11 protein-coding genes are annotated in these 12,324 nt (G+C 71.8%); 3 read left to right on the top strand and 8 right to left on the bottom strand.

Features of this window, described 5'->3' with window-relative positions; all coding sequences use genetic code 11:
• Positions 1-45 precede the first annotated feature (45 nt).
• Complete coding sequence (locus tag DEI99_RS06460) at positions 46-546, top strand: hypothetical protein (protein ID WP_111042888.1); 501 nt, start codon at positions 46-48, stop codon at positions 544-546.
• A gap of 3 nt (positions 547-549) precedes the next feature.
• Here the strand turns inward: DEI99_RS06460 and DEI99_RS06455 are convergent, their stop codons facing one another.
• Genes DEI99_RS06455 through DEI99_RS06445 form a run of 3 tightly spaced genes read right to left on the bottom strand, consistent with a single transcriptional unit; the run spans position 550 to position 3,384 of the window.
• Positions 550-2,277, bottom strand: coding sequence for an AMP-binding protein (locus tag DEI99_RS06455; protein WP_111042889.1), 1,728 nt, complete (start codon positions 2,275-2,277; stop codon positions 550-552).
• Positions 2,278-2,329: 52 nt separating this feature from the next.
• The gene (locus DEI99_RS06450) at positions 2,330-2,869 is read right to left on the bottom strand and encodes a GNAT family N-acetyltransferase (protein ID WP_111042890.1); all 540 of its coding nucleotides are present in this window, start codon (positions 2,867-2,869) and stop codon (positions 2,330-2,332) included.
• The gene (locus tag DEI99_RS06445) at positions 2,866-3,384 is read right to left on the bottom strand and encodes a GNAT family N-acetyltransferase (RefSeq protein WP_111042891.1); all 519 of its coding nucleotides are present in this window, start codon (positions 3,382-3,384) and stop codon (positions 2,866-2,868) included. Before DEI99_RS06445 ends, DEI99_RS06450 begins: the two co-directional genes overlap by 4 nt.
• 199 nt (positions 3,385-3,583) lie before the next feature.
• Between DEI99_RS06445 and DEI99_RS06440 the strand changes: the two genes are divergently transcribed.
• Complete coding sequence (locus DEI99_RS06440) at positions 3,584-4,264, top strand: hypothetical protein (protein WP_111041654.1); 681 nt, start codon at positions 3,584-3,586, stop codon at positions 4,262-4,264.
• Positions 4,265-5,274: 1,010 nt separating this feature from the next.
• Here the strand turns inward: DEI99_RS06440 and DEI99_RS06435 are convergent.
• Positions 5,275-5,484, bottom strand: coding sequence for a cold-shock protein (locus DEI99_RS06435; protein WP_071253577.1), 210 nt, complete (start codon positions 5,482-5,484; stop codon positions 5,275-5,277).
• Positions 5,485-5,500: 16 nt separating this feature from the next.
• Positions 5,501-6,610, bottom strand: coding sequence for a fatty acid desaturase family protein (locus DEI99_RS06430; protein ID WP_111043066.1), 1,110 nt, complete (start codon positions 6,608-6,610; stop codon positions 5,501-5,503).
• A gap of 87 nt (positions 6,611-6,697) precedes the next feature.
• On the opposite strand from DEI99_RS06430, the gene DEI99_RS06425 reads away from it, so the two are divergent.
• Positions 6,698-7,786 (top strand): LacI family DNA-binding transcriptional regulator, encoded by a 1,089-nt coding sequence (locus tag DEI99_RS06425; protein WP_258369666.1) that lies wholly within the window; start codon positions 6,698-6,700, stop codon positions 7,784-7,786.
• Positions 7,787-8,089: 303 nt separating this feature from the next.
• Here the strand turns inward: DEI99_RS06425 and DEI99_RS06420 are convergent, their stop codons facing one another.
• From DEI99_RS06420 to DEI99_RS06410, 3 genes are read right to left on the bottom strand one after another with little or no spacing between them, the layout of a single operon-like run.
• Positions 8,090-10,462: a glycoside hydrolase family 31 protein gene (locus DEI99_RS06420; RefSeq protein ID WP_111043064.1), complete on the bottom strand. Its 2,373-nt coding sequence runs from the start codon at positions 10,460-10,462 to the stop codon at positions 8,090-8,092.
• A gap of 10 nt (positions 10,463-10,472) precedes the next feature.
• Entirely contained in the window at positions 10,473-11,366 is an 894-nt protein-coding gene (locus DEI99_RS06415; RefSeq protein WP_111043063.1) for a carbohydrate ABC transporter permease, read from the bottom strand.
• On the bottom strand, positions 11,363-12,319 hold the full coding sequence (locus DEI99_RS06410; protein WP_071296922.1) for a carbohydrate ABC transporter permease: 957 nt from the start codon (positions 12,317-12,319) through the stop codon (positions 11,363-11,365). The genes DEI99_RS06415 and DEI99_RS06410 overlap by 4 nt, the downstream gene beginning before the upstream one ends.
• Between the last annotated feature and the right edge of the window lie 5 nt (positions 12,320-12,324).

Genomic DNA, 12,324 nt, shown 5'->3' with positions numbered 1-12,324 from the left:
GCTCGCGGGGGTGCCCGCCGCGACGATCCCTGCCAGGATGAGCACGTGGACGCGAACGTGCAGGAGACCGGGCAGGAACACGAGGGCGGCTGGTTCGTCGTCGACGGCGAGGTGGAGTTCCTCGACGACGTGCTCTGGACGCCGCTCGTCGAGGACGGTCCGGCAGCCGGTGGCGCCCGACACGCGCTCGTCACCGGGGGCGAGCCCACCGAGCACGTCGGGTCGACGCTCGAGCTCGCCTCGGCGACCGCGCTCGACGACGCGCGGCGCAGCACCGTGCGACGGCTCTGGAGCACGCCGATCGCGATCGTGGTCGCCGCACTGGTGTTCACGGCTCTCGAGCTGAGCGGCGTCCCGTGGCGGACCAGCCTCGGCCGACAGGTCCTCGTCGGACTGGCCGTGGCAGTGCCCTGCCTGGCGGTCGCCGAGGGCGCCTGGTTCCTCGCGACCCGGAACGCACGCGGCCGACTCGTCCGCGCCATGGGCGGACACCGCACGCGGGGCCAGTACGACCGCCAACGGGCGGTCGTCAGCGAGGAGCGCTGAGCGTCAGTCGCTCGGCACCACCCGACGGAGTCCCGGGAACTCGTCGTCCCGCCACTCCCCCTCGAGCCGCACACCGTCCGTGACGGCACGTTCCTCGCGCTCGCGCAGCTCGACGCGACGGATCTTGCCCGAGATCGTCTTCGGCAGCTCCCCGAACTCGACGCGGCGGACCCGCGCGTAGGCCGGCAGCGCGGTCCGGGCGAACGCCAGCACCTGCTCGGCGGTGTCGGCCGTCGCCTCCCAACCGGACGCGAGCGTGACGTAGGCCTTCACGACGTTCAGCCGGGCGTCGTCGGGCGCGGGCACGACGGCGCTCTCCGCAACGGCGGGGTGCTGCAGCAGCGCGCTCTCGACCTCGAACGGTGAGACCTTGTAGTCCGACGACTTGAAGACGTCGTCGGTCCGGCCGACGAAGGTGAGTTCCCCGTCCGCGGACCGCACCGCGATGTCGCCGGTGTGGAAGAAGCCGTCGCGCACCGCCGCGGCGGTCCGGTCCGGGTCGCCGAGGTACTCCGCCATCAGGTTGACGGGTCGCTCGGTGAGGTCGAGGCACACCTCGCCCTCGTCGCCCGGTCGTCCGGTCAGCGGGTCGAGCAGGGTGACCGACACACCGGGCAGCGGACGGCCCATCGCACCGGGCGTCACCGGCTGCCCCGGGGCGTTGCCGATGATCGCCGTGGTCTCGGTCTGCCCGTAGCCGTCCCGGATCGTCAGCCCCCAGGCATCGGCCACCCGGTCGATCACCTCCGGGTTCAGGGGCTCGCCGGCCGAGACGACCTCGCGCAGGGCCCGCGGCCGTGCACCGAGGTCTGCCTGCAGCATCATCCGCCAGGCGGTCGGCGGCGCGCAGAAGGTGCTCACCTCGGCGCGCTCCAGCTGCGCGAGCAGACCGGCCGGGTCGAAGCGCGGTGTGTCGTGGACGAACACGGTGGCCTCGGCGATCCACGGCGAGAAGAAGCAGCTCCACGCGTGCTTGCCCCACCCTGGCGAGCTGATCGCCAGGTGCACGTCACCCGGGCGGAGCCCGAGCCAGTGCATGGTGCTGAGGTGACCGACCGGGTACGAGGTCTGCGTGTGCACCACCATCTTCGGCTTCGACGTCGTCCCCGACGTGAAGTAGACGAGGCACGGGTCAGAGGTGCGGGTCACGACCACCGGGCGGGCCTCGCCCTCCGGCGCGGGTTCGCCGAGGTCGGCCGGGTAGTCGGTCCACCCCTCGGCCGCCCCACCGATCACCGTGCGCGAGAAGTCCCCGACGACGCCGGCGAACTTCGCGGTCTCGCCGGCCGTGGTGACGACGTGCGCCACGTGGCCGCGGTCGACCCGGTCCTGCAGGTCGCTCGTGTCGAGCATCGTCGACGTCGGCAGGATGACGGCGCCGAGCTTGATGACGGCGAGCATGGTCTCCCACAGCTCGAGTCGGTTGCCGAGCATGACGAGGACGTGGTCGCCCTTCCGCACCCCGTGCTCGTGCAGTCGGACCGCGAGCCGGTCCGACCGGGCGGCCATCTCGGCGTAGGTGAACCGCTGCTCGCCGCCGTCCCCGTCGACGATCCAGAGCGCGATCCGGTCGTTGTCCGCCGCGATGACGTCGAACCAGTCGTTCGCCCAGTTGAAGGTCGCACCGAGGTCGGGCCAGCGGAAGTCGGCACGAGCGGCGTCGGCCGTCGGCGCGGACAGCAGCTGGTCGCGCGCGGCGCGGTAGGCGATGGTCGGGTTCGCATCAGGCACGGACCGATCATGCCGTACCCGGCTGACCGCAGCGGGGACCGCTGGGCGCGGGTCAGTGGTCGTCGTGCCGTGGAAGCTGCTCGACGGACGGTTCCGGGTCGTCGGCCAGGCGGGCGTGGGTCTCGACGTCGAACCGTTCCGTGCCGTACCGGAGCTTCCCGCGTTCGATGCCCTCGGCGACGAAGCCCGCGGCGGTCGCGACCCGACACGACGCCGGGTTGTCCACGCGGTGGCCGAGTTCGAGCCGGGCGAGGCCGGCCCCGAACGCCCACGCCGCCGCACTCGCCACGGCCCGCGCCGCCGTGCCACGCCCCCGAGCGCCGGCCGCGAGCCAGTAGGACACCCACGCCGTACCGTGGCGGAACTCGATGGCCGAGACGCCGACGTTGCCGACGGCGGTCCCGTCCTCGACGACCGCCCAGTTCCGGGCGCGGTCGTCGAACGACAGGTTCGCCGCGATGTGCGCGCGTGCCGCCGCCTCGTCGCCGAGGTCGACGCCGGGGAACTGCCGGTCGAGGTCCGCCGCGGACCGCCGGGCGACGAGCAGCGCGGTCGCGTCCCCGGGCTGCCACGGGCGCAGTGACACGGTCACGCGGGCGTCCCGTCCAGGTCGCGGATCATCTCCAGCTCGCGTTCCTCCGGCGCGAGCACGTACGGCTCGGTCGCCCCGGTCGGTCGGAAGCCGCGCCGCGCGTAGAACGCCTGCGCCCGCTCGTTGCGCTCGTGCACGTGCAGTCGCAGCGTCGGACCGCGCTCGGCCGCCCAGGTCTCGATGGCGTCGAGCAGCCGGTCGGCGACGCCCGCCTCGCGCCCCCGGTGGGACGGCGCGACGTACACGCCGACGAGCAGCGGACCGGTCGCCTCGTCCGGCACGAACGCACCCATGGCCCCGACCCAGCGGCCGTCGGCGTCGATCGCGACCATCGAGGTCCCGGCGGCCTCCTGCCCGCGGCGGCCCCGTGCGCGCCACTCGGCCTCGTCCAGCTGCTCCGCGTCGCGCAGGTGCTCCGCGTAGGCCATCGGGGTGTCCCGGATCATCTCGAGCCGGAGTGCCCGGATCGCTTCCCAGTCGTCCTCGGTCGTCGGTCGGATCGTCGTGCCCCGCATGGTCCGAGCGTAGGACAGCCGAGCGATCCGAAGTTCGACCAAACCGCTCCCGGGATGGTGCCGAATCACCTGCAACGACCGGGAAACACCCGGAGCGCTCACCAGCCGCACCACGCTGGTTCTCCACCCTGCACCAGGGTGTGTTCGGCGCGCACACAGCAGCCGCGCCGAGCGCGACACCAAGCAAAGGATCCACATCATGCGCAAGAGCCTCAAGACCAGCATCACCCTCGCCACGACCGGCGCTCTCGTCCTCGGTGGCGCAGCGTTCGGGATCTCCTCCGCCCAGGCCGCGACCCCGAACGTGCAGACGGTGTCGTCGTCGGAGTCGAAGGTCCCCGCACCGGTCGCGTCGGTGCCCGAGGTCCTCGGTGGTTCCACCGCCGTGAAGCTCGACTCCGGCTTCACCGACGCCCTCACCGCCCTCAAGCTCACCCCCGGCGTCTCCGGCGACGCGACCCTCGCCGACGGGTCGGTGTCGTTCCCGATCACGGCCGGTTCGGTCACGTACTGGTCGCCGGACGGCAACTACCGCCCCTACGTGCAGGGCCTGCTCAACCACGACGACTCCGGCCTGACCCTCAAGGCCGGCGACACCACCGTCACGCTGGAGAACTTCGTCGTGAACCCGGGCTCGTCCAAGCTCTACGGCGACGTCCTGGTCAACGGCAAGGTCGCCGCGTCCAACGCGTACCTGTTCGAGCTCTGGGGTGGTTCGCTCAAGCCCCTCCAGCTCGAGGGCGACAACGCCATCCTCACCGGCACCACTGTCCACATCAGCGAGGACGCCGCCGGCCTGCTGAACAAGACCTTCGGCACCGACGCCGTCAAGCGCGGCCTCCTGGTCGGCACCGCCACCATCACCGCCCAGATCAAGTAACACCCCAGCACCACCGCACACCGCACCACGCATGAAGGGCCGCCCCGGGACACCCCCGGGGCGGCCCTTCCGCACGCCCCGGGGGCTGTTCGGGCTGGTGCTGTTCCGCGCATGGGTGGTCGTTCCGCGCATGGGTGGTCGTTCCGCGCATGGTGTGACGTTCCGCGCGTAGGAAGCCCGACGTTCCGGCCACCGACGCGCGATTCCGCTTCCCATCCCACGGGCGATGGGAAGGAACATCCGCCCGAACCCTGCGCGCCGCGAGACCATCAGCACGCCGTGACGGTCCCGGTTCCCGACACCCGGACCCCACGAACCAGGACCGTCAACGACCAGATCGTGTCACCACACCCCGGCTCCGACGACGGTTCCCGCTCCAGCGTGCTGCACGACCGAACAGCAGCAGCAGCGGCGGGCACATCTGCATCAACGGTTGCCGGTCCTGGTTCCCGAAACCCGCTCATCGCGAACCAGAACCGTCACGAACCGGATCCGACCAGTACCCCGTCCGTCAACGCCATCACACGTGTGCTGTGACGTCCGCCCGTGCAACGACGCTCGAGCCGACCGCCTCCGCCCGAAACGGCTTCCCGTCCCGCGTCCGGCGGAGAAGAGCACGCGCTCAGACGCCGAGCGCCCGAACCTGCAGCGGAGCACGCCGGACGCCCCCGAACGTGACGAACCTGTTCGCCGAGGCTCCGGCTCGCCGAACGGAATCAGTCCGAACAGGACCCGCGCCGGGGTCGGACATCCTGAGCACGGGGAGACGTGCTACGCGGAGGAGATCCGTCGTTCTGACCACGTACGCGCGGAACAGCTACCGACCCCACCTCCAGTGGGAAGGAACGCACGCTCGATCGGCATGCAACCCGGTGCAGCAACGGCCCACACCCGCACCAGCACCCACACCAGCACCCACACGCGGCCACCAGCCCCGACGCACCAGAACGGCCGGGAGCCCCGGTGCCGAGTGGCACCGGGGCTCCCGGCCGTTCTGAGCGACCCCCGCGTCAACGGATGATCGAGATGTTGTCCGCCTGCGGGCCTTTCTTGCCGGGCCCGATGTCGTACTGCACGTGGTCGTTCTCCTCGAGGGACCGGTAGCCGGTCGTCACGACGATGCTGGAGAAGTGGGCGAACAGGTCCTCGGACCCGTCGTCGGGGTGGATGAAGCCGTACCCCTTGGCGTGGTCGAACCACTTCACGGTGCCGGTCGGCATGCTCGTCAACACGGCGTCAGTGGATGCGCAGCTGCGCGACCATCGGGCAGTTGAACGGGTCGCGGGCCGAGAGCCCCACCCGGTTCAGGTACCGGACGACGATGCCGTAGGAACGCAGCAGCGTGGTCTCCGTGTAGGGCACGTCGAGCGTGTCGCAGTGCTGGCGGACGAGCAGGCGGGCCTGCTTGAGCGCGGGGCGCGGCATCGACGGGAACAGGTGGTGCTCGACCTGGTAGTTCAGGCCGCCCATCAGGAACGAGACCCACCAGCCGCCGCGGATGTTGCGCGAGGTGCGCACCTGGCGCGAGAAGAAGTCGACCTTGGCGTCGTGCGCGATGGTCGGCATGCCCTTGTGGTTCGGTGCGAACGAGGCGCCCATCATCACGCCGAACACGGCGAGCTGCACCCCGAGGAACGCGCAGGCCATGCCGAACGGCAGGAACCAGAACACGACCGTCAGGTAGATGCCGAAGCGGGCGACGAGCAGTGCGGCCTCGAGCCAGCGGTGCTTCACGTCGGCCTTGGTGCCGTTGCCGGTGACGATGCTCATCACGGCGTAGCGGTGCAGGTTGAGGCCCTCGAGCGTCAGCAGGGGGAAGAACAGCCAGCCCTGGAAGCGCAGGAACGTCGACATGAGCGGGCCCTTGGCCGCGGCGGCGTCCTCCGGCAGGAACCGGATGCCGTCAGGGGCGATGTCCGGGTCCTTGCCGACGGTGTTCGGGTTGCCGTGGTGGCGGGTGTGCTTGTTCATCCACCACGAGTAGCTGAGGCCCACCATGAAGGTGCCGAGCCAGCGACCGGCGTGGTCGTTCCACTTCTGCGAGGCGAACACCTGTCGGTGCGCGGCTTCGTGTGACAGGAAGGCGAACTGGGTGAAGAGGACGCCGAGGGCCCCGGCGACGATGAGCTGGAACCAGGAGTCACCGAGGAACGCGAACGCGACCCAGGCGAGGGCGAAGGTGCCGACGAGGGTGCCGAACAGCGACCAGTAGAACCCGGTGCGGCGGTTGAGGAGCCCGTTGTCCTTCACCTGCGCGAGGAGGGAGGAGTAGGTCGAGGTGCCCTTCGGGCTTCCTGTCCCAGGTCGGGTGCGGGTGTAACCCGGAGCGAGCGGAGTGGTGGTCATGAGGACCGACCTTCAGTACGGACCGGCCCTTCGGCCGGTTCGAGAGAGTTCACGCGATTGCGCTTGTCGCGACTCTAGGGCCTGCACATGCGATTGCACCTGGCAATCCGCCGGTCCGGCTACGGTGGCCGGATGGGCAAGGTCACGCTGCAGGACGTCGCCGTGCACGCGGGCGTGTCGACGAAGACCGTCTCGAACGTCGTCCGCGGCTACCAGCACGTCAGCCCGTCGATGCGCGACCGGGTGCAGGCGGCGGTGGACGAGCTCGGGTACCGCCCGAACGTCTCCGGCCGCTCGCTCGCCACCGGCCGCTCGAACATGCTCGCCTTCGCCTTCCCCGACCTGCGGCGCCCGTACTTCGCGGAGCTCGCGCACGTGTTCTCGCGGGTGTGCGCTGCTCGCGGCTACCAGCTGCTGCTCGAGGAGACCCTCGGCGACGCGGACGGCGAGCGGTCTGCGGTGCGCGGGCGGGAGTCCGGGGTGGTCGACGGCGTCGTGCTGCACCCGCAGGCGCTGTCGCCCGAGGTGATCGACCGGCTGCGCGGCGACACCGCGGTGGTGTTCCTCGGCGAGGACCGGCGCCCCGAGCGCGCCGACCAGGTCGTGATCGACAACGCCGCCGCCGCGGCGCAGGCGGTGGCCCACCTGGTGGCGCTCGGCCGTCGCCGCATCGGGTTCTTCGGGCACGAGACCGGGCCGGAGTCGAGCACCTCGGGCGTGCGGCTCGACGGCTACCGTGCGGGACTCGCCGCCGCGGGGCTGCCCCTCGACGACGCGCTGCTCGTCCCCCGCGAGGTCGGGGACGCCGCGGGTGCCGAGGTCGCCTTCGGTCGCGCGCTCGACGCCGGGCTGCAGCTCGACGCGCTGCTCTGCCGCGACGACCTGGCCGCCGTCGGGGTCCTGCGGGCGATGCGGCTGCGCGGGCTCGACGCTCCGCGGGACGTCGCCGTGGTCGGCTGGGACGCGATGGGGCTCGGGTCGAGCCTGGTGCCGAGCCTGACGTCGGTCGCGCCGGACACGGTGGCGCTGGCGGACACGGCGCTCGACCTGCTGCTCGAGCGGATTGACGGGTCGGACGTCCCCGGACGGCTCGTCACGGTGGGCCACCGGCTGGTCGTCGGCGAGAGCGCACCGTTCCCCGACGACACGGTCGACCGGGCGCCCCGGCCGGCGTGACGGCCTGACGTCCGCCGGCCTGCCGGGCAGGACCGCCCGTGCGGACGCAGCCACGGGAGTGGCGGTGACCGCCGTCGGACGGGAGGCACGGGGCGGGCCCGCCCCGTGCCTCCCGTCCGGCGCGTGTCCGGGTGCCGACACACGGGGCGCGCAGTGCCGACCCGCGCGCGCCCGCGCCCGCGCCGACCCGCGGTGCGCCCGCGCCGACCCTCGGTGCACCCATGCCGACCCGCGGCGCGCCCGTACCCACCCGCGGTGCGCCCGTGCCGATCCGCGCTGCGCTCGTGCCGATCCGCGCTGCGCTCAGTGGCCGCTCGGGTGCACGCTGCCGAGGAGTTCGGCGACGACCGCGCGCACCGACTCCGGCAGGCCGACGGTGCCGAGCTCGACGATCCGGTCGGCGCGCGGCAGGTCCTTCGACACGACCTGCCAGGCGGCGAGCTTCTCGGGGTTGCCCGCCTGGGCGCCCTCGAGCACGCGCCGGACGGCGGGGCGGGCGTCCAGCCCGACGGCCGGCGGGCCGCCCAGGGTGACCGCTCCCCCGGCGGCGGTGTCGACGTCGAGGTCGACGGAGAACCGGTCCTCGGCACGCGCCGACGTCGCCTGGCCGTCGGCCGGGGCCGCCAGGAACGTGATCCGCCACGAGCGGCGGCCGGGCACGACGTCGACCGCGCCCTCGGTCGGGTGGACCCGGAACTCGGCGAGCGCCGCGTCCCACGTCAGGCGGGTCCGGGCGGTGCGGTCGGGGTCGCCCTCGCGGTCCTCGACCAGGGTGAAGGACCCGGAGGTGCCGGGGGCGACGAGCACCTCGAGGGCGGTCGGGTTCGCGGTCGCGTCGGTCTCGTCCGGTGCCGCGAGGGGCAGCACGCCGCCCTCGCGCAGCAGGACGGGGACGGTGTCGAGCGTGCGGTGCAGGTCGACGAACCGGTCGCCGGCGTACGTGGTGCCGGTGAACACGTCGGTCCAGGTACCCGGCGGCAGCCACGCCCGTGCGACCCCGTGGCGGCTGACCGGGTCGCGGGGTGCGACGATCGGGGCGACGAGCAGCTCCGACCCGAAGGCGTAGGTGTTCGGCGACTCGTAGGCCTCGTTCCGGCGGGGCTCCAGGTGGTAGAGCGGTCGGACGAGGGCGGTGCCCTCGGCGGTGCCGTGGTTCATGGTGTGCAGGTACGGCACGAGCCGGTGCCGGAAGCGCAGGGCGTCGCCCATCGCGGCGCGGGCCTCGGCCGGGAACGCCCACGGCTCCTTGCGGATGAACGGGTTGTTCGCCGAGTGCAGGCGCATGATCGGCGAGAACACCCCGAACTGCACCCACCGGGTGGCGAGTTCGTCGTCGCGGACGCCGCGGGTGTGGCCGCCGATGTCGTGGCTCCACCAGGGGTAGCCGATGTTCGCGGCGGTGGCGGTGAACTCCGGCTGGAACGCGAGCGACGCCCACGAGACGACGGCGTCGCCGGAGAACCCGACGGCGTACCGGTGGCTGCCGGGGCCGGCGTAGCGCGAGAACGTCATGCCGTCGGCGGTGTCGGTGCCGCGTGCCGAGTCGAGCAGGTGGAAGTGGTTGAGGAGCCAGAGCGGGTCCACGCCGGGCAGCCCGGTCTCGCGGCCCTGCTGCCAGTCGATCCACCAGAAGTCGACGCCCTGGGCTTCGAGGGGCCGGTGCAGGACGGCGAAGTACGCCTCGAGGAACCGGCGGTCGGTCGGGTCGAACGGGATCGGTTGCTCGGTGTCCGGGTCGACGCCCATCGCCTCGGCCATCGCCGGGTAGGCGTCCTCGAAGGCGCGGACGCCGTCGGCGGGGTGCAGGTTGAGGGTGGTGCGCATCCCCCGGCGGTGCAGCTCGGTCAGGAAGGCTGCCGGGTCCGGGAAGAGCGAGGGCTCCCACGAGTACCCGGTCCACCCGTTGCCGAAGCGCGGCGGCACGGAGTCGACGCGGTGCCAGTCCATGTCGACGACCGCGACGGAGAACGGCAGGTGCTCGTCGGCGAAGCGGTCCATCAGCTCGAGGTACGAGGCGTCGCTGTACGGGTGGTAGCGGCTCCACCAGTTCCCGAGGGCCCACCGGGGCATGCGGGTGGGGGCGCCGGAGACCGCGTGGTACGCCCGCAGTGCGGCGTCGTAGTCGCGCCCGTAGGCGAACACCGTGACGTCGCGTCGGCCGGGCACGCGGGTGCCGATCCAGCCGTCGTCCGCGAACAGGAAGGACGTGCTGTCGTCGAGCACGGTGATGCCGTCGCGGGCCAGGACGCCGGACTCGAGCGGCATCCGCCCGTCGACGTCGTCCAGGGTACGTCCGGTGCCACCGAGATCGCGGGGTTCCTGTCCCCAGCGCCAGCGGTTCGCGTCCGGGCCGATCGTCTCGACGACGAGCCCGCTCGGGCTGAACGGGCGGCCGTCGTACCGCAGTCGGGCGCGCTCCGTGGTGACGAGGACGCCGCCGTCGGCGGTGCGGTCGACCGTGAACGACGGCACCGGCAGGCGGCGACGCATCGCGAAGGTCGAGGCGCGGTCCTCGAACCCGCCGTCCTCGCTCCACTCGACGCGGAACGCCCCGGCGTCGAGGACGGTGACGCGCCAGTGCTCCCCCGCGACGACGGCGGCGGGGTCGGCGACCGGGTCGGCCCCGGGGAACGGCCGGACGGTGCTCGTGGTGGTGGTCGGTGTCGTGGTGCTCACTCGCTGTCCCTCAGCTCTTGACCGCGCCCTGCGTCACGCCGCTGATGACCCAGCGCTGCGCGAACAGGTAGACGATGATCGTCGGGGCCATCGCCATCAGGTACGAGGCGAAGGCGACGTTGTAGTTCGTGCCGAACTTGCTCTGGAAGATGTTCTGCACCACGGGGAGCGTCTGCAGTGCCGGGTCCGCGGTGATGAGCGACGGCATCATGAAGTCGTTCCAGGACGCCAGGAAGGCGAAGATGCCGACGGTCGCGTTCATCGGGCCGAGGAGCGGCAGGATGATGCGCCAGAAGATCTGCCACGTGGACGCGCCGTCGATGCGGGCGCTCTCCTCGAGCTCGACGGGGATCGACCGCAGGTACGCCGAGTAGAGCAGCACGCTGAACGACAGTTGGAACATGGCGTGCAGGATCCCGACGCCGACCGGGTTGTCGAGCCCCATCTCGGCGGTGAGCTTGATCTGCGGCAGCGCGACGACGGGGAACGGCAGGAACATCGCCGCGAGCAGGTACACGAACGACCAGCGGAAGAACCGGCGGTGCCAGTTCCGGACGATCGCGTACGAGGCGAACGAGCTGAGCAGCAGCGTCGCGACGACGGTGAGCGCGGCGACGCCGAGCGACACGGTGAAGGACACCGGGAAGCGGGTGAGCTGCCACGCCTCGGCGAAGGAGCCCGGGTTGAACGGGAACGGCAGCGACAGCGCGTTGCCGTCGACGGACTGTGCGCTCGTCTTGAACGCCATCGCGACCGTGACGTAGAGCGGGATGAGGACGGTCAGCGACGCGAGGCCGAGGACGATCGTGAGCGTCCAGTTCGTGCCGCCGAGGCGGTGCCGGCGCGGGCGGCCCGGACGGCCGGTGTCGGCGGTGGTGAGGGTGCGGGTGTCGGTGGCGGTCATGCGAGACGCAGGTTCCTTCCGCGGGTCGCCGCGAGCTGCAGCACGGAGATGAGGACGGTGATGACGAAGAACACGGTCGCGTTCGCCATCTGGTAGGCGTAGTCGCCCCCGGTGAAGCCGCCGAAGATGGTCATCGCGACGCTGCTCGTCGCGCTGCCGGGTCCACCGTTGGTGAGGCCGACGATGACGTCGTACGCCCCGAGGTAGCCCTTCACGCCGAGCACCGTGTTGATGACGATGAAGCCGCCGAGCAGCGGCAGGGTGATCGCGCGGAGCTGCTTCCAGCCGGTGGCGCCGTCGAGCGCGCTGGCCTCGTACAGGTCCTCGGGGATCGAGGTGAGCCCCGCCGTGTAGATGAGCAGTGCCCCCGGGACCGTCTGCCAGGCGGACACGATGACGATCGCGAGCCAGGCGAGGTTCGGGTCGCCGAGGATGCTCTGCTGGAGCGGCCCGAAGCCGACGCCCGTGGCGAGGGCCGGCACCGTGTTCGAGAACAGGTAGTTGAAGACGTAGGCGACGACGATGCCGGAGATCACCATCGGGATGACGAAGACGGAGCGCAGCCCGGCGGCGAACCGCACGCGCTTCGCCAGGGCGATCGCCAGTGCGAGGGCGATGACCTGGGTGACGATGACGGTCACCACCGCGAAGCCGAGCGTGAACCCGTAGGACCCGATGATCGCGGGGTCGGAGACGAGCGCCCGGTAGTTCTCGATGCCGAGGAACTGCCACTGCCCGAAGCCGAGGTAGTCGGTGAAGCTGTAGAAGATGCCGACGCACGCGGGTGCGACGACGAACGCCGTGAACAGCACGAGGGCCGGCACGAGGAACAGGTAGTACATGCCCTCGGTGCGCTTGAGGGACCCGACGCGGCGGTGCGTGCGGGCGGCCGCGGTCGCCGGTCCGGACGTCGCCGGGTCGGTGTCGCGGGAGAGCGGTGTCTGCATGGTCATGGTGG

It is taken from the genome of Curtobacterium sp. MCLR17_036 (assembly GCF_003234445.2).
Taxonomy (GTDB): Bacteria; Actinomycetota; Actinomycetes; order Actinomycetales; family Microbacteriaceae; genus Curtobacterium.
This window is presented reverse-complemented; position numbering and strand designations above follow the sequence as displayed.